General features: G+C 72.1%; 16 protein-coding genes and 1 pseudogene. 4 read left to right on the forward strand and 13 right to left on the reverse strand.

Going from position 1 to position 16,920, the window contains the following annotated elements; translation table 11 throughout:
* Window positions 1-203 precede the first annotated feature (203 nt).
* From AB0K18_RS29150 to AB0K18_RS29205, 12 genes are all read right to left on the reverse strand, one after another.
* Window positions 204-1,157: an electron transfer flavoprotein subunit alpha/FixB family protein gene (locus AB0K18_RS29150; RefSeq protein ID WP_364920320.1), complete on the reverse strand. Its 954-nt coding sequence runs from the start codon at window positions 1,155-1,157 to the stop codon at window positions 204-206.
* 19 nt (window positions 1,158-1,176) lie between these two features.
* Entirely contained in the window at window positions 1,177-1,956 is a 780-nt protein-coding gene (locus AB0K18_RS29155) for an electron transfer flavoprotein subunit beta/FixA family protein (protein WP_364920321.1), read from the reverse strand.
* Between the two features lie 219 nt (window positions 1,957-2,175).
* Window positions 2,176-3,396, reverse strand: a complete 1,221-nt coding sequence (locus tag AB0K18_RS29160; protein WP_364920323.1) for a serine/threonine-protein kinase — start codon at window positions 3,394-3,396, stop codon at window positions 2,176-2,178.
* 35 nt (window positions 3,397-3,431) lie between these two features.
* Window positions 3,432-5,225: a serine/threonine-protein kinase gene (locus tag AB0K18_RS29165; RefSeq protein WP_364920325.1), complete on the reverse strand. Its 1,794-nt coding sequence runs from the start codon at window positions 5,223-5,225 to the stop codon at window positions 3,432-3,434.
* 16 nt (window positions 5,226-5,241) lie between these two features.
* Window positions 5,242-7,350, reverse strand: coding sequence for a protein kinase (locus tag AB0K18_RS29170; protein WP_364920327.1), 2,109 nt, complete (start codon window positions 7,348-7,350; stop codon window positions 5,242-5,244).
* Window positions 7,351-7,483: 133 nt separating this feature from the next.
* Window positions 7,484-7,996, reverse strand: coding sequence for a YbaK/EbsC family protein (locus AB0K18_RS29175; protein WP_364920330.1), 513 nt, complete (start codon window positions 7,994-7,996; stop codon window positions 7,484-7,486).
* A gap of 63 nt (window positions 7,997-8,059) precedes the next feature.
* On the reverse strand, window positions 8,060-9,619 hold the full coding sequence (locus tag AB0K18_RS29180; RefSeq protein ID WP_364920332.1) for a flavin monoamine oxidase family protein: 1,560 nt from the start codon (window positions 9,617-9,619) through the stop codon (window positions 8,060-8,062).
* Window positions 9,612-10,454 (reverse strand): M55 family metallopeptidase, encoded by an 843-nt coding sequence (locus AB0K18_RS29185; protein ID WP_355414540.1) that lies wholly within the window; start codon window positions 10,452-10,454, stop codon window positions 9,612-9,614. The genes AB0K18_RS29180 and AB0K18_RS29185 overlap by 8 nt, the downstream gene beginning before the upstream one ends.
* Window positions 10,451-11,671, reverse strand: coding sequence for a DUF6395 domain-containing protein (locus AB0K18_RS29190; RefSeq protein WP_364920336.1), 1,221 nt, complete (start codon window positions 11,669-11,671; stop codon window positions 10,451-10,453). The genes AB0K18_RS29185 and AB0K18_RS29190 overlap by 4 nt, the downstream gene beginning before the upstream one ends.
* Complete coding sequence (locus tag AB0K18_RS29195; RefSeq protein WP_345389327.1) at window positions 11,662-12,003, reverse strand: hypothetical protein; 342 nt, start codon at window positions 12,001-12,003, stop codon at window positions 11,662-11,664. The genes AB0K18_RS29190 and AB0K18_RS29195 overlap by 10 nt, the downstream gene beginning before the upstream one ends.
* Window positions 12,004-12,079: 76 nt before the next feature.
* Window positions 12,080-12,853: an enoyl-CoA hydratase-related protein gene (locus AB0K18_RS29200; protein ID WP_364920339.1), complete on the reverse strand. Its 774-nt coding sequence runs from the start codon at window positions 12,851-12,853 to the stop codon at window positions 12,080-12,082.
* Between the two features lie 24 nt (window positions 12,854-12,877).
* Entirely contained in the window at window positions 12,878-13,534 is a 657-nt protein-coding gene (locus AB0K18_RS29205; protein WP_364920342.1) for an endonuclease, read from the reverse strand.
* 93 nt (window positions 13,535-13,627) lie between these two features.
* Between AB0K18_RS29205 and AB0K18_RS29210 the strand changes: the two genes are divergently transcribed.
* Entirely contained in the window at window positions 13,628-13,912 is a 285-nt protein-coding gene (locus AB0K18_RS29210; RefSeq protein WP_345389333.1) for a Fe-S cluster assembly protein HesB, read from the forward strand.
* A 77-nt stretch (window positions 13,913-13,989) separates the two neighbouring features.
* Window positions 13,990-14,520, forward strand: a complete 531-nt coding sequence (locus AB0K18_RS29215) for a hypothetical protein (RefSeq protein WP_364920345.1) — start codon at window positions 13,990-13,992, stop codon at window positions 14,518-14,520.
* Between the two features lie 71 nt (window positions 14,521-14,591).
* Here AB0K18_RS29215 and AB0K18_RS29220 read toward each other — a convergent pair.
* Window positions 14,592-14,879 (reverse strand): annotated as a pseudogene (locus AB0K18_RS29220) (TIM barrel protein); the annotation flags it as partial.
* 153 nt (window positions 14,880-15,032) lie between these two features.
* On the opposite strand from AB0K18_RS29220, the gene AB0K18_RS29225 reads away from it, so the two are divergent.
* Together AB0K18_RS29225 and AB0K18_RS29230 are read left to right on the forward strand one after the other, a co-directional pair.
* Window positions 15,033-15,782 (forward strand): hypothetical protein, encoded by a 750-nt coding sequence (locus tag AB0K18_RS29225; RefSeq protein WP_364920347.1) that lies wholly within the window; start codon window positions 15,033-15,035, stop codon window positions 15,780-15,782.
* A complete protein-coding gene (locus AB0K18_RS29230; RefSeq protein ID WP_364920350.1) occupies window positions 15,775-16,917 on the forward strand; it encodes an XRE family transcriptional regulator in 1,143 nt (380 codons plus the stop codon). The genes AB0K18_RS29225 and AB0K18_RS29230 overlap by 8 nt, the downstream gene beginning before the upstream one ends.
* Window positions 16,918-16,920 lie beyond the last annotated feature (3 nt).

A 16,920-nucleotide genomic window follows, 5' to 3' on the forward strand; every position in this document is an offset into this window, starting at 1 on the left:
CCTGGTGCGCGGAGACGCACCTGGTGCGCGGAGACACACGTGATGCGCGGAGACACACGTGATGCGCGGAGACGCACGTGATGCGGTACGCGGGTGTGATCGCGATCGGGCGTGGGGGACGGGAGTGGCGCCTGGAAATGCGCAACTCCCTTTCCTGGGAACCCGAAGGGGCCGGGAGTCGTCCCGGCCCCTTCGAGGTTCGCTTACTTGCGCTTCTTGACTTCTTCGGTGAGCTGGGGGACGACCTGGTGGAGGTCGCCCACTACGCCGTAGTCGGCGAGCTCGAAGATCGGAGCCTCCGGGTCCTTGTTGATGGCGATGATCGTCTTCGCCGTCTGCATGCCGGCCCGGTGCTGGATGGCGCCGGAGATGCCGGCCGCGATGTAGAGCTGCGGCGAGACGGTCTTGCCCGTCTGGCCCACCTGGAACTGGTGCGGGTACCAGCCGGCGTCCGTGGCGGCGCGCGAGGCGCCCACGGCGGCGCCCAGGGAGTCGGCGAGCTCCTCGATGACCGAGAAGTTCTCGGCGGAGCCCACACCGCGACCGCCGGAGACGACGATGGCGGCCTCGGTCAGCTCGGGGCGGGCGCCCTTCTCCTGCTTGACGCGCTCCACCACGCGGGCGGCCTTGGCGGCGTCGGACAGGGCGACCGTGACCTCCTCCTCCGTGCCCGCGCCGGCGGCCGGCACGGGGGCGGTGGAGTTGGGGCGTACGGCGATGATGGGCGTGCCCTTGCGGACCCGCGCGTGCACGTTGATGCCGCCGCCGAAGATGGACTGGTCGGCGACGAAGCCCTCGCCGACCCCGACGGCGTCGGTGATGACGCCGGAGTCGGTCTTGATGGCCAGCCGCCCGGCGATCTCCTTGCCCTCGGCGGTGGCGGCGATGAGCACGCCGGCCGCCGACTTCTCGGTGACGAGCTGGGCGAGCAGTTCGGCCTTGGGCGCGACGACGTGGTCGACCAGGTCGGCTGAGGCGGCGACGTAGATCTTGTCGGCGCCGTATTCGGCGAGGCGGGCCTTGGCCTCGGGCGTGATGCCGGGGCCGGCCCAGACGGCGGCGGGCGTGCCGAGGGTGCGGGCCAGGGTCAGCAGCTCGAGCGTGACCTTCTTGACCTCACCGTCGACCTGCTCGACGAGAACGAGAATGTCCGACATATCAGTGAATCCCCCGTTCTCAGATGAACTTCTTGGAAGCCAGGAAGTCGGCCGCGTTCGCGCCGCCGTCGCCCTCGTCCTTGACGATCGTGCCGGCCGCGCGCGGCGGGGCCGGGGCGAAGTCGACCACCTCGGACCAGGCGGCGCCCAGGCCGACCTGGTCGGCGTCGATGGAGGCGTCGCCGATGGCGAGCGTCTCGACCGGCTTCTTCTTGGCCGCCATGATGCCCTTGAACGACGGGTAGCGCGGCTCGTTGATCTTCTCGACCACGGAGACGACGGCGGGCAGCGTGGCCTCGACGCGGTCGTAGCCGTAGTCGGCCAGCCGCTGCACGGTGATCGTGCCGCCGGCGACCTCGACCTTGTTGACGAGCGTGAGCTGCGGGGTGCCGAGCCGCTCCGCGAGCATGGCCGGCAGCATGCCGGTGCGGGCGTCGGTGGACTCGGAGCCCAGGATGACCAGGTCGAACCCGATCTTCTTGAGCACCTGCGCCATCGCGTACGAGGTGGACAGCGCGTCGGAGCCGTGGAGCGCGTCGTCGCTCAGGTGGACGGCCTTGTCGGCGCCCATGGCCAGGGCCTTGCGGATGGTCTCGGTGGCTCTGGCGGGGCCCATGCTCAGGACGGTGACCTCACCGCCGTGGGCCTCCTTGAGCTTCAGTGCCTCCTCGACCGCGTACTCGTCAAGCTCGTTGACCACGCCGTCGGCGGCGTCCCGGTCGAGCGTGTTGTCATCGGACCGCAGCTTGCGCTCGGTCGCCGTGTCGGGGACCTGCTTCACGCAGACGACGATGTTCATGGCCGGTGGCCGACCTCCCGTAGTTCGCCTGCGCCCCCGCCTCGTTGCGGTGGGCGCCGAATCCATCTGTCCAGACTGCCAGGTGCCCTGGGGGCATCCGACAGAGGGTCTGCCGAGGTTTCGCCGTTATGTTACCCATGGGTAGCTTCCGCGCAAACCGAGCACGGCGGCTTGTCCCTACCATACCGAACTTTATTCGGTCAGCACCTGTGACATCTCTTACGCCGACAGCAGGAACACGACTCCCACCACCAGCGCCGTACCCGCGAACAAGGCCAGCGTGAACGCGCTGAACCACGTCGCCAGCCCGAAGCAGAGCCCGACCGTCCCCGCCACGCTGAGCAGATCCGCGATCATCCGGCTGCGCCGGTAGGGGCCCTTCGAGAACAGCGCCACCCCCGCGTCGCTCACCACGGCCAGCGCGTACGCCGCCAGCAGGAACAACGACACCTCGGGCAGCGGCTCACGCGCGGCCGCCGCCAGCAGCGCCACGAACAGCGCCGACCCGATCAGCCACCGCCTGCGCACCTTCTCCCGATGCCGCGCCCTGGACTCCTCCACAGAGCGCCGGTGCTGCTCCTTGACCGGCGGCCGGATCTCCCTGGTGCTCATCTCGTCGTGCTCGGCGACCCGGGGACGTACGGGCCCGAGGCGCGGAGGCGGCACGTGGGCGACGGGCGCCACGCCGAGCCGGTCGCAGATCTGGGCGGCCGTGGGCCGCCGCGCCGGGTCGGTGGACAGGCACTCGCGTAACAGCGGCTCCAGCCAGCCCGGCGCGCCCTCCAGGTCGGGCGGGTGGTGCACGACCCGGTAGGCGACGGCGGAGGCGGGACCCTGCCCGTACGGCTGCCGCCCCGTGGCCGCGTACGCCAGCGTCGCCCCGAACGAGAACACGTCGGCCTCCACCCCGGCGGGCCGCCCCTCCAGCACCTCGGGCGCCAGGTAGCCGGGCGTGCCGACGACCGCCCCCGAGGCGGTGACGGACAGCGAGTCGAGCGCGCTGGCGATGCCGAAGTCGATCACGACGGGCTCGCCCTCGGCCATCATCACGTTGGCCGGTTTGAGATCGCGGTGGACGACCCCCGACTCGTGCATGGCGAGCAGCGCGTCGGCCAGCCCGGCGGCCAGCCGCCGCAGGTCGGCGACCGGCACGGACACCGCGCTCAGCGGGCGGCCCTGGACGTAGCGGGTGACGAGGTAGGGGCGGTCACCCTCGAGCGAGGCGTCGAGCACCTCGGCGATGTGCGGGCCGCCGACGATGCGCATGGTCTCGACCTCGCGGGCCAGCCTGGCCAGTGCCCCGCCGTCGGCGGCGACATGAGGATGGAGCACCTTGACCGCGACCGTACGCCCCTCGGCGTCGAGCGCCAGGTGCACCTCGCCGAAGCCGCCGGACCCGAGACGGGAGAGAAGCTCGTACGGGCCGAGGTGCTCGCTCATACTTCATCTCTCCCCCCGCGGGACCAGGCGGACACTCAGGACCAGGGATTCAGGAAGCTCAGCCCCAGACCGTCCATCAGGCTGCCGATCAGGCCGGTGATCAGGCCGATCGTGCTCTGCCTTGCCTCGCTGGCGAGGCCGTCGATCACCGATTCCGGAGCCCGCCACGGATACCAGTCGGTGGCCTGCCCCATCGCGAACATGACGGCGAACAGCGCCGCGGTGCCCACCAGCAGCACCGCGATGAGCGCCGCGCCTGGACTGCGCAGCACGCCGGTGAGCGTGCGGGTGACGGCCTTGCGCGGGGCGCCGCCGCCGGGCAGCACGAACAGGCCGGCGGTGAAGGCGCCCGCCCCGTACGCGGCCGCCTCGTTGAGGGTGAACGGCCCGGCGAGGTGCAGCACGCCCCAGACGCACACGCCGAACAGCAGGGCCAGCGGCACGTGCACGACCGTCACGAGCGCGGACTTGATCAGCGCCCACGGCGTGCCGACCAGGACGAGCAGCGGGTCGGCTGCACTGCTGCCGCGCACCTGCCGCCGCTTGACCATGTCGCCGAACAGGTATTCGCCGATGCGCAGGACGAGCGCCAGCGCGACGGCGATCGCGCCCGCCATGACCGGCATCACCACGCTCAGCGCAACCAGCGTGACCAGCAGCAGCAGGCCCACGACCTGGCTGCCGAACAGGTAGCGCTTGCGCTCGGCGGGCGGGGTGTACTGCGGCGGTGGCGGCTCGTAGGGCCTGGCCTGTGGCTGTGGCTGTGGCTGTGGTTGGGGCGCGGGGTAACCGGCCACGCGCTGGTCGGGGCGCGGCGCGGGCGGCCTGGCGGCCATCGGCGCGGGCACGTAGGGGGGCGGGCGCTCCTCGCGCCTGGTGGGCGTCGGTGAGGGCGCGGGCGGCGGCGGGGCGGCCTTGCCGTACTCGACCGGCGGCAGCAGGTCGGAGAAGGTGTCCATGGTGCGGGTACGGTCGGCCAGCCGCTTGGTGCCGGTCGGCCCGTCGAAGGACGCCTCGTTGAACGTCGTCACCGACGGGTCGAGCGCCCTGGCCATGCGCAGCAGCTCGGGCGCGCTCGGCCGGGCCTCGGCGTCGACGTGGAGCGCCCTGCTCAACCAGCCGCGCAGCCAGGCGGGCGCCTTGTCGAGCTGGGCCCGCCCTTCCATGATGTTGAAGCAGACCGACTCGAACGTCCCCGTGCCGAACGGCGGCGCCCCGGTGGCGGCGAAGAACACCGTGGAGGCCATCGCGTGCACGTCGGCGGCCTGGGTGATCTCGGAGTCGCGGATGATCTCAGGCGCGAGGTAGCCGGGCGTGCCGACGAACATGCCGGTCTGGGTCAGCCGGGTGGCGTTGACCAGGTGGGCGATGCCGAAGTCGATGACCAGCGGCTCGCCGTCGACCAGCATGACGTTGGACGGCTTGAAGTCGCGGTGGATCACGTCGGCCGCGTGGATGGCCACCAGCGCCTGGCAGAGCCCCTGGGCGAGTCTGATGACCTGGCGGGCCTCCAGCGGCCCCTCGGTCAGCACGGTGTCCTCGAGCGTGCGGCCCGGCGCGAACCTGGTCACGACGTACGGCTGGCCGCCCACGAGCTCGGCGTCGATGACCTCCGCGACGTAGGGGCTGCGCACCCTGCGCATGGTCTCGACCTCGCGGGTGAGCCGGTCGCGCGCCTTGAGGTCGGCGGCGACGTGGGGATGCAGGACCTTGATGGCGACTTCCCTGCCCGCGCCGTCGAGGCCGAGGTGGACGACCCCCATGCCGCCTTCGCCGATCTTCCTGACCAGGCGGTAGGGCCCGAGGCGTTCTGGTGCTTGGGTGTTCATCGCCACCTTCCCCGCGTCATCCCCCGGAATTCCCCCTCAACCCTTCCAGCTGCTCTACCACTGCGTCGACGTTCAGCGGAGTCCATGCACCGGCCCCCTTTGGCTTGTCCCCGAACGTGCCGTAAGCGAGGATCAGCGAGAGCGCGGCCGCGGCCACCAGGACTCCCGCCATCACCATCGCCGCTGTTCTCGAGGGTACGAGCGACGAGAGCGTTCTGCGCATCTGTTTGCCCGGGCCTTCCACTCCTGGGCCGGCGCAGACCGTCCACAGGGCGATGGATGCCCCCCAGGCCAGAGCGTAATAAGGGCTCATATTCACGACGACGGTGAGCAGCAGCGTCACCGGCAATCCGAGGATGAGCGCGTAGAGCGTGAGCGCCAGCGTGATGCCGACCGATTTGGCGAGCACGGCGGGGTAGGCGAAGACCCTGACCACGTCGAGTGCCGCCGCTCCCGCTGCTCTGCGGGCCGTCAGCTGCGGCTGCGCGAGGTCGGCGGCGCGCAGCAGGATGACCGCGGGCAGCGCCAGGACGGCCACGATGACGGGCGCCCGCACGGCCGCCACGATCATCAGGACCAGCAGCATGGCGGCGGAGACGCCGTACGCGCGGGAGCGCTGCAGCACCCGGCCGGGCGGCACGCTCGGGATGTACGGCTCGCGCATGGTGCTCGGGTCGGGCTGCTGCTGCGGGTAGGGCTGCGGCTGCGCCGGGATGTACGGCGGCGGCTGCAGCGGCATCGGGTTGGGCCGCGCGTAGTCGGACCGGCCTGCGCTGGGATGGCCCGCGTTGGGATGGCCGCTGTTGGGATGGCCGCTGTTGGGATGGCTCACATGGGGGTGCCCCGCGTTGGGGTGACCCGCGTGCGGCAGGCCCGGGTGCGGCTGGCTCGCGTTGGGCTGGCTCAGGTTGGGCACCGGCGGCTGGGTGAGGCGCCGGAACTCGGGCGAGTCGGGGCGTACGCGCCGGGTGGGCACGTCGCCGTCACCGGCCGGCGGCGGCACGGGAAGCCCCTGCTGGGGCAGGCTCTGGCTCTGCGGCGGGTTGCCGAGGCCGGCCTCGCGCTGGATGCGCCGCAGCTCCTCGGGCGAGACCCGGCGGGTCGGCCACGGGTCGGGCTGGTCGGGCAGCAGCGAGACGTATTGCTGCTCGGGCTGCGCGGGCGGCGGCACCGGCGGGCTCGCCTGGTGGTCCTGGCCCTCCAGCAGCCGCCGCGGGGTCACCGGCGGGGTGGAGACGTCGTACGACGGCTTGTCGCTCACCCGCGGCGGGACCGCGCGCGAGCCGTCGGGGCGCGGCACCGTGGAGATCTCGTCGGGCGCGTCGCCCGGCGCGGGCTTGGGCAGCATGCGGGCGGCCTGCTCGGCCAGCTCGGCGGCCTTGGGCCGCTTGGCTGGGTTGCGCGAGAACGCGGCCTTGAGCAGCGGCTGCAGCTCGGCCGGCGCGGCGCTGATGTCGGCCTTGCCCGCGGTGATGTTGTAGAAGATCATCTCCAGCGTGCCCTTGCCGAAGGGCGGCTGGCCGGTGCCGGCGTAGAGCAGGGTGCCGGCCCACGCGTGGATGTCGACCTCGGGGCCGGCCTCCTGGCCCTCGATGATCTCGGGCGCGAGGTAGCCGGGGGTGCCGATGAACATGCCGGTCTGCGTCAGCCGGGTGGCGTCGACCGCCTGGGCGATGCCGAAGTCGATCAGCACGGGCTCGCCGTCGAGGATGAGCACGTTGCCCGGCTTGAGGTCGCGGTGGATCACTCCGACCGAGTGGACGGCGGCCAGTGCGGTGGCCACCCCGTGCGCGACCTTGACCAGCGCGGGCAGGTCGAGCGGGCCGTCGTCCTTGACGATCTCGTCGAGCGGCCGGCCCGGCACGTAGCGGGTGACGATGTAGGGGCGATGACCGGTGACGTCGGCGTCGAGCACCTCGGCGATGTATTTGCTGCGCACCCTGCGCATGGTCTCGACCTCGCGCGAGAGCCGCCGCCTGGCGACCTCGTCGCCGGCGACCTCCGCGCGCAGGACCTTGACCGCCACCTGCCGACCCTGGGGGTCGACAGCGAGGTGGACAACGCCCATCCCGCCTTCACCGAGCCGCCTGAGCAGCCGGTAAGGGCCTAGTCGGTCATCGTTCATGGCATGAAGCACCATACCGGCTTAATCCCCGCCCACGAGATGAACCATGAGGCCACATTCCCACTCGTACAACGTCCAAGAAGCCCCCTCCGGTTTCCCAAACGACGGTCTCGAAATGGCCTCGATTCCGCCGTCAGCCGGCCAGGGAGAGCACCTCCGCCTTCTTCAGCCCGGCCAGTGTGGCGCCCGGGAGGGCGAGCTTCGACCCGCGCACGCCGCTGCCGATCACCACGCGCGGATGCTCGGCGACCCTGGCGTCGACCAGGACGGGCCACTCCTCGGGCAGGCCGAGGGGGGTGATGCCGCCGTACTCCATGCCGGTGAGCTCGACCGCGTCGGCCATCGGCGCGAAGCTCGCCTTGCGGGCGTCGAGATGCCTGCGCACGACGCCGTTGACGTCGACCCGCATCGTCGCGAGCACCATGCAGGCGGCGTAGCGCGTCTCGCCGCCCCGCTTGGCCGCCACCACGACGCAGTTGGCGGACTCGTCGAGCGAGACGCCGTAGCGCTCGCAGAACGCAGCCGTGTCGGCCAGCTCGGGGTCGATCCCGGCCACCTCGACGCCCTCCAGGTCAGCGACGGCACGCGCCACCGGGTCGGCCAGGAGGTCGGGCCGTCCTGTCGCGGGCACCCACTGCAACGTCATCTCCAACTCCTCGTCTCGCTTCTCCTGACGAGCCTATTGCGGCCGCCGGAGCAGCGTGCGACGTCACGGAGACCGCAACACGCGCTGGTGCAGCCCGGTGACGACGGCGCGGGCCGACTCCATGGCCCCCGCCTGCCAGGCGATGAGGTAGGTGAGCCAGTCGCCCGCGAAGTAGACCCTTCCTGCCGGGCGTTGCAGAAGAGTGAACGACGGATCAAAGGAGGGCCAGCGCACCCAGCCGCCCAGGATGTGCTCCTGCCGGTGCCAGGCGATGGAGGCGCTGCCCAGGACGTTCTGGCGGTACTTCTCGCCGTGGATCTTCTTTCCCTGGGTGAGCGCCCTGCGCCTGCGGTCCTCCGGGGTGAGCGCGCCGTACAGCTCGGCCTCGGGGCCGGTGTTGTAGTAGCCGACCAGCAGGCCGCGCTCGGCGTGGTAGTCGTGCGAGGGGTACCAGATGTGGGTGATGTCGAGGTCGGTCTCGGTGACGCCGCCGTAGATGCGGTCCTCGCGCTCCCACCAGCGGGTGCCGTACTCCAGGCCGATCTTGCCGGCGGCGACCGGGACGGGGGTGGCCAGGGCGCTCGTCACCTGGGCGCCGAGGTTGTGCGGGATCTTGGCGAGGACGTGCGGTGGGAGCGCGGCGATGCAGTAGTCGGCCTTGAGCACGCCGCCGGTGTAGGCGACCTCGACGCCGTCGTCCATCGTGGTGATCTTGGTGACCTTGGCGCCGGTCCTGATCCGGTCCGTGCCGACGGCCTCCTGCAGCCTGGTGACGATCGCGTCCATGCCGCCGACCGGCTGGAACATGGGGGTGGCCTGCTCGTAGCCGAAGTCGTTGGTGATCGCGCGGCCGGTGCCGGCGGCCAGCACCTGGCGGAGGGTGCCGGGGGCGTCGAGCGGGGTGCCGCCGTCGAGTGCGGGGAACTTCTCGAAGCCGCGGCGGGGCGAGCCCTCGTACTCGTGTTTGGGTCCGAGGTCGCCGAATCGCCTGAGGAACTCCAGCAGGCGTTCCCTGTCGTCCCTGGTGAGGGTTCTGTTCAGGGCGCCGGAGTCGGTGACTTTCGCGAGAAGTTCGGCGACATATCCGTACATGTCGGCTCGGGCGGTGCGGTTCCGCAGCGTCCTGCCGTTGACGTGCACGTACGCCGCCGCGTTCGAGTTCACGAACGTCTCGATCGGGATGCCCAGCTCGCGGCAGTAGTCGAGGGTGACCATCCACGGCGCGATGCGGCCCGGCCCGGCGTTGAAGTAGACGCCCTCGCCGAACGTGACCTCCTGAGCAGAGCCGTTCAGCTCGGTCAGGCGGTCGCCGCCGCGCAGCGTGAGGTTCCTGCCGCCGGCCTTGGGCCGCGCTTCGAGCAGCGTGCAGTCGTAGCCGGCCTTGCCCAGCTCATACGCCGCCGTCAGCCCCGCCACCCCGGCCCCCAGGATGACCACGCTGGCCGACGCCTTGCCGCGCAGCGTGAAGTCGCCCGCGCGCGGCGGCGTGAACTCCTTGTCCTGCCCGGTGGGGGCGAGGCCGAGCGCGCCCATCGCGGCGTACATGGCGCCCGCGCCGCCCGCCGCGCCGATCCCGACGAGCAGGCCGCGCCGGGTGAGCGCGGCCCCCTTGCCGTCAGCCATAGGGCCCGCTGCCGCACGCGACCTGGCCGCCGATCGTGGCGAAGATCCCGAACAGGGCCATGATCTGGGCGAAGTCGTCGGTGGTGAACTCGGTGTGGCGGGTGCCCACCTGCTTGACGCCCGGCACCAGCGAGACGGCGGCGGCGATGGCGGTCGAGTTCCACTCCACGCCCAGCGTGTACGGCGCCGGCACCACGTACGGCGTGAAGTCGCTCAACCGGCCCAGCGCCCGCGCGGTGGCCTCACGGATTCTGCCCTGAGCCACGCTCGGCGGCAGCAGCTCGGCCGAGAACTTGTCGATGCCCTTCTTGACCGCCACGGTCTCGACGTCGCCGAGCAGCTCGCGGGCCTCATCGCCGACCGCCTCGTCCCCGGTCACGAGGACGACCGGCACCCCGTGGAACCCGGCGCACGCCGCCACCAGCCGGGTCTCGCCGCACAGGTCGCCGTTGAGGTAGACGTTCTGGATCTCCTTGCCCATCCAGGTGTGGTTGAGCACGCCGTCGGGCACCCCGGCGCGGGCGTGGTAGCCGACGAAGCAGGCCGCCTGGAACGTCCCGTCGAGGCCCTGCGCCATCCGCTGCGCCTTGCCCGGCCCCCTGATGAGGCTGGCCCGCGGGTCGAGCAGGTCGATCCTGAGGTTCTTGGTGGAGCCGTGGGCGTCGTTGACCAGCACGCTGTCCGCTCCGGCCGCGAACGCGCCCTCGACCGCCGCGTTCGCGTCGGCCGTCATCAGCTCGCAGCCGCGCTCGTAGCCGCGCTTGCCGGCGTGCATCTCCTCCGGGTCGGTCAGCCCGGTCACGCCCTCCATGTCCACCGACAGGTAAACCTTCACGCCTCTGCTCCACTCCCCCAGGTCTCCACCTGGCGCACTTCCGACTCCGTCATCAACCCGACGTTCGCCTCGACGAACGCGGCCGCCTCCGCCCGCCACGGCTCAGGGATCTCCGCCAGGGCCGGCGGGTAGCAGTGGTCGAGCCAGCTCGTCGCCTCCTCGCTGACGTCGAAGTAGTCGAGCGCGGGCGCGAGGACGGTCTTCTCGATGCCGGGGACGCGGGAGAGCCCGTACTGGATCATCTCCTGGCCGCCGTACGGCGGTTTCTTGAGGTATTTCCTGACCGACGGATGCTCGGCCTTCATCGGCGAGTCCAGCGGGCGGCGCTCGACGGCGGCCTGGATGAGCTCCTTGTAGAAGCACTTGCCGCACTTGCGGCAAGGGCCGTCCACGCCCTGCAGGCACCAGCGGACCTGCTCGCGCAGCGGCGAGCCGAGCGCGAGCCGCATGGTGACCGCCTCGCTGACGCCGCCGACGGGCAGCACGATGTGCAGGCCCGCCGCCGCGAATAAGCGCCCCCAGCGGCCGTGCGGCGCCCACATGGGGTTGTCGGGGGTGAAGCGGCCGAGGTAGCGGTCGCCGCCGAGCCAGCGCGAGCCCAGCTCGTAGCCGAAGCCGAGGCCGCCCAGGTCGAGCTGGTCGGCCAGCAGCAGCGCGCCGGCGGCGACCGCGTGGTGCTCGGGGTAGCCGGGGCGGGGCTCGGCCAGGGTGTATTCGAGGTCGGAGCCGACCGTGGTCAGCTCGCGGCCGGTCTTGGCGGCCAGCTTGGCCAGCACGTCGGAGCGGTAGTGGGACCAGCGGTTCGGTACGCGCGGATGCGCCACCCGCTGGAAGTGGACGAAAGGGGCGTCCGGGTACATCGTGGCCGCCGCGACCGAGTCGGCGCCGCCGCTGTAGGAGATGGCCAGCCGTGCCCCCGGCCGCCGCCGCTCCGCGCCCACCGGGCCCGCCTCGACGCCGAAGCCGTCGTGCAGCACCTCGGCCAGCTCGGCGGAGATCGCCCGGTCGAACGTGACGCGCCGGCGCGTCCACGGGGCCACGACCGTCCAGGCGGCGAGGGCGTACAGGTCGGGGTGTGCGTCCTCGGGGACTCCGGTGATCGAGCAGGAGTTGATGGACAGCTTGATCGGGTAGTCGTCGGAGGCCCTGCCGGTGATCTCGTCCTCGGGGTCGAGACGGAAGCTCAGCTGCGCGGCGCCCGTCCAGGTCACGCGCACGGCTGCTCCTCGGCGCGGCCCCGCTCGTCACGCAGCTGGTCGATGGCCTGCCAGACGAGGACCTCGTTCTGCAGCACGCCGTCCAGCGCCTTGGCGGTCTCCTGGGCGAGCCGGTGGGTCTCGTCGACCTTCTTCTTGTCGATCACGGGCGGGCGGGCCTTGCGCAGCCGCTCGACCTCCTCCTGGAGGGTCTGCATCTCCCGCCGCAGCGTCTGCACCTCCCAGAGCGCGTCCCTGATGTCCTGCCGGTGATCGGCGATCGAGATGTAGCGGGAGTCGAACCACGTACGCACGGCCTTTCTGAGCCGTGCGGGGACCAGGACGCGCTTCATGGAAGGCCACCATAGTGGTAAACGAATCCCGCTATGGACGGGCGTAACCGAATGTGATGGCTTCGGGGGGAATCGCTCAGCGGCCTGTGAACTTCGGCTTGGATCGCTCGGTGAAGGCGCGCATGCCGGCCTTCGCGTCCTCGGTGGCGAACATGCCGGAGAACTGCAGCCGCTCGATTTCCAGGCCCGTCTCCAGGTCGGTCTCCAGGCCCTGGTCGATGGCCTGCTTGGCGGCGCGCAGCGCCACGGCGGGCCCGCCGACGAACGTGGCCGCCCATTCGAGCGCGGCGGTGTAGACCTGCTCGTCCGGCACCACGCGGTCGACCAGCCCGACGGCGAGCGCCTCCGCGGCGTCGACGTGGCGGCCGGAGAAGATGAGGTCCTTCGCCCGCGCGGGGCCGATCAGCCGGGGCAGGCGCTGGGTGCCGCCCGCGCCGGGGATGAGGCCGAGCTGCACCTCGGGCTGGCCCAGCTTGGCCGACTCGCCCGCCACCCGGAAGTCGGCGCACAGCGCCAGCTCGCAGCCGCCGCCCAGGGCGTAACCCGTGATGGCGGCGATGACCGGCTTGCCGATGCGGGCGATCGCGGTCAGCGCGCCCTGGAGGGTGACGGAGTGGGCGGACATCTCGGCGTACGACATCTCGGACATCTCCTTGATGTCCGCGCCGGCGGCGAACACCCGCGCGCCGCCGTACAGGATGACCGCGTGCACCTGCGGGTCGGCGTCGATCAGCGCGGCCGCCTCGGCGAGCTCGCGCTGCACCTGAGCGTTGAGCGCGTTCATCTTCGGACGGTCTAGACGGATCGTGGCGATCTGGTCGGCCACCTCGACGCTGACGAACTCACCCATGACCCAGAACCTAACAGCCCCCGATCACCGGGCGGCCGCCGCCTTGACCTCGTCCACGGACTTCTTGCTCCGCGCCACCCTGACGAGCGCGGCCGACAGGCGCGCCAGCTCGTCGCCGGACCCGGCCAGCTCGGCGAGCGGCCCCGCCTGGCGCGGCAGGCCCAGCTTGCCCGCGCCGTCCAGCACCCGCCGGTCCAGGTGCGGCGCGACCTGCGGCCAGACGGCCTGGACCTCGCGCAGGAAGATGTCGGCCCCCGTCGGGCCGATGCCGGGGAACTCGGTCAGCAACTCCGCGATCCGCCGCTCGTCGCCGCCCGCCTCGTCGCGCAGCCGCCGCAGGTCGCCCTTCCAGCGGTCGAGCAGCAGCTCCGCGCCGTCGCCGAGCATCGTGGCCGTGCGCTCGTCGTAGCGGCGGTAGTGGCCGCGGCCCAGCGCGTCCACCCGGTCCTGCCAGCTCGCCTCGCACATGCCCTTGGGCGTGCCGTACCCGGCGGCGAACAGCTCCTTCGCCGCCGCCACCGCCACGTCGGCCGAGATGCGGGCGCTCAGCAGCGTCGCGAGCACCAGCAGCTCGTAGAGCGGTTTGGGGCGGTCGGCGAGCTTGATGCCCGCCTCGCCCGCGTACGTGCGGCCGTAACGGTCGAGCAGCGCCTCCAGGACGGCTCCATCGGTCTTCGCCATGCCGTCCCCGCTACCCGGCGCCGCCCGGCGCATGTGTTTGCTGCTCCGAGGTGGGGGGAGTCGGAGGGTTCCAAGAGGACAAAGGAGCAGGTCGTGCTGACATTGACCGATAACGCCGTGGTCGCCATCCGCGACCTCTTGGTCGGGGAGAACGTGCCCGCCGACGCGGGCCTGCGCATCGCCCCGAAGGCAGACGAGGCAGGAACGCTGGAGGTCACGCTGGCGAGCACGCCGCACGCCGGTGACCAGGTCGTCGAGAAGGAGGACGTACGGGTGTTCGTCGCCGAGGACGCCGTACGGATCCTCGACGACAAGTCGCTGGACGCCCAGCCCGGCAGGCCGGGACAACCCTCGTTCCGGCTCGACCGGCGCGGCTGACGCGGACGCTGTGAGAGGGGGACGCAGCGGACGTTTCGTGTCACGATGACGGCGCGTCCCATCCAGGGAAGTGTCCAATGTGTCACGATCCGCTGCTTCCTCCGTCCGTGGCCGCCGCGCTCACCGACTACCGGTCGTCACGTGACGCGCACGACGTCCGCTGGGGCGAACCGCCTCTCTCGTACGTGGTCCAGGCGTGGACCACCCTCTACCTCCGCGACGACGGCGACTTCTGGGGCACGGGCCTGCGGCAGATGGCCGCCCGGCTGCCGGACGTGCCCGAGGCCGAGCCGTTCGGGATCAGCCGCCCTCCCGCCCGCCACCACACCGGCTTCGCGGGCGCCGTCGACTGGCCCCCGAACGCGGTCGCGCTCGAGGAGCTGCGCTCGCTCGGCGGACTCACCGGTTACGGGCACCCCTTCCGCTTCCCGTTCACCGACGACGACCCGCCCGACGTCGTGCTCGGCCGGGCGCGCAACTGCTCGGCCAGGGAGATCGTGGCCGACCCGGCGCTCGGGCTGATCGACACGCTCGACGTGCTCAACCACTCCTCGATCAGCGCCACGGCGGCCGTCTACCGGCGGCTCATCGGCGCGGCAACCGGCTAGCCGTCACCGCGGGGACCGACGCGGTGCTCTCCTTCTGACCACCTCCGGCTGTACGACCGCGCCCGCGCCGTCTACACCGCCCGCCTCCCCTGACCCGGGCCGGCGTTCGGTTCCCGGCGTTCGGAACGCGCGGACCGCGCGGCCCCCGTGGCCGTCGCGCCGTGCCGGACGACGTGTCCGTCGTAGCCGGTGGCGTACCGGGCGTCGATCCACCGCCGCAGCGGCAGCCCGCCTGAGCCCGGCGCTCCTCGTCCTGGCGCGTCGGCGATCTGGACGTGCGCGATGCGGTCCGCGTGCCGCTCGATGATCGCGGGCACGTCGTCGCCGTTCACCGCCAGGTGGTAGAAGTCGGCGAGCAGCCCCGCCTCTTCCGGCCGGGCGGGCCCTTTTCCGGCCCATGCTCGAGGTGGCATCGTGACACACCGCGAGCACCGGCGTGGCGCGGGGGCGAGGTGAAGCCCCAGCGGGTCTATGATGTTGGAAAGTAAAGCGGCGGGAGGTCGGGCGTGCGGATGTCGCAGTGGGCTCACGACATGTTCGGGCAGCGGGCGTCCCTGGTCAGGGAGTGCGTCGCCGAGGCGTTGTCGGTGGCCGCCGACAACGCGCGCGAGGCCCAGGAGGTCGCGCGCACCGATCATCTGCACCCGTTCGGGTTCACGCTCATGTCGCGCAAGTTCGAGGCGCTGGCCGAGGCGTTCCAGGACCTCGGTGACGTGCGCATCGTCAAGCCGGGCGGCTCCCAGCACGAGCTGGTGGTGCTCGACGGCACGCTGCTGTTCCCGTTCCGCTACGCCAAAGACCGCGCGGGCAGCGTGATGAGCGCCCGCATCGGCGACGGACGGCCGTCGGCGCTGGTGCAGGCGCTGTTCAACCGGTTCGGGCCCGAGCCGCGCATGCGGCAGCTCGCGCTGCACGACGTCGCCCCGCACGCGGTGCCGGTGGCCGAGGCGCTCGGCGACCTGCCCGACGACACCCGCCTCGTGCTGATCGCGTACGCGGCCAACGCCCACGCCGGGCTGCTCGACGCCTGGTGGGGCGAGGCCGAGCTGCTCGACCGCCTCGGCAGCCTGCGCTGGCACCACTGCGAGGAGATCCCGCTCACCCAGGAGGCCGCCGCGCTCACCCAGGAGGCCGCCGCGCTCACCCAGGGCGACACCGCGGCCGCGTTCGACCAGGGCGCGCTCCCCTCCCCCGAGCTCAACCCGCGCTCGGCCGCTCCCGCCCCCCTCCCTCTCTGGCCGGAAGCCGCCGGCGGTGCGTGACCCCGGCACCCCCGGGCCGACGCCACAGGCGGTGGCGGACGCGTTCGACGCGACGCGGCTCACGCAGGCTCGTCATCTGGCCGCGCTCACCAAGAAGGAGGTCGCCGAGCGGCTCGGCGTCTCGCCCGCCGCCGTCGGGCAGTACGAGGCGGGCGTCACCCGGCCGCGGCCCGACCTGATCCCGCTGCTGGCCGAGGTGCTGTCGGTGCCGGCGGCGTTCTTCCTGTCCGGGCGGCCCCACGGCAAGCTCGACGGGTCCATGGCCCACTTCCGCAGCCTGCGCTCCACCCGGGCCTACCAGCGGGCCAAGGCCGTGGCCTTCGTCGAGCAGGTGTGGGAGCTGACGTACGCGCTGGAGAAACGCGTCCAGCTGCCCGCCGTCGACCTGCCGGGATTCGCGGGCGGCGAGATGCACTCCGCGCTGCCCCGCGACCCGGCCGGCGCCGCCCGCGCGCTGCGGGCCCACTGGGGGCTCGGCACGGGCCCGATCAACCACCTCGTACGCCGCATGGAGTCCCACGGCATCGTCGTCGCCTTCCCCCGCCACGACCCCGACGCCGTCACCGTCGACGCCTTCTCCACCTCCAGCCTGCCCAGGCCCATCGTGGTGCTGACGCCCAACCGCTTCGACGACATCTACCGCCACCGCTTCACCGCCGCCCACGAGCTGGGCCACCTGGTGCTCCACGGCGACACCGCGGCCGGCGACTCCCAGCAGGAACGCGAGGCCGACGCCTTCGCCGCCGAGTTCCTGACGCCGCGCGAGAGCATCCTGCCCCGCCTGCCCTCCCGCGCCGACCTGCGCAAGCTGGCCGAGCTGCGGCTGACGTGGGGGGTGTCGGTCGACTCGCTGCTCTACCGGTGCCGCGAGACCGGGCTGCTGTCCGACTCGGGGGCCGGCCGCGCCTACCAGCGGCTCAACGCCCTGCGCGACCAGCCGGGGTTCACCAACGAGCCCGTGTCCGGCTATCCGGGCGAGCAGCCGGTGCTGCTGGCCGAGGCGTTCGAGCTGGCCTGCCGCGAGGGCTCGCTGAGCGCGGCGGCGCTGGCCCAGGAGCTGGCCTGGCCGATCGCCCGCGTCCGCGAGCTCATCGGCCTCCCCGACCGCCGCCCGTCGCTCCGGCTCGTCCCCTGACCG

This window comes from Nonomuraea sp. NPDC049421 (assembly GCF_040677005.1).
GTDB classification, from domain to species: Bacteria; Actinomycetota; Actinomycetes; order Streptosporangiales; family Streptosporangiaceae; genus Nonomuraea; species Nonomuraea salmonea.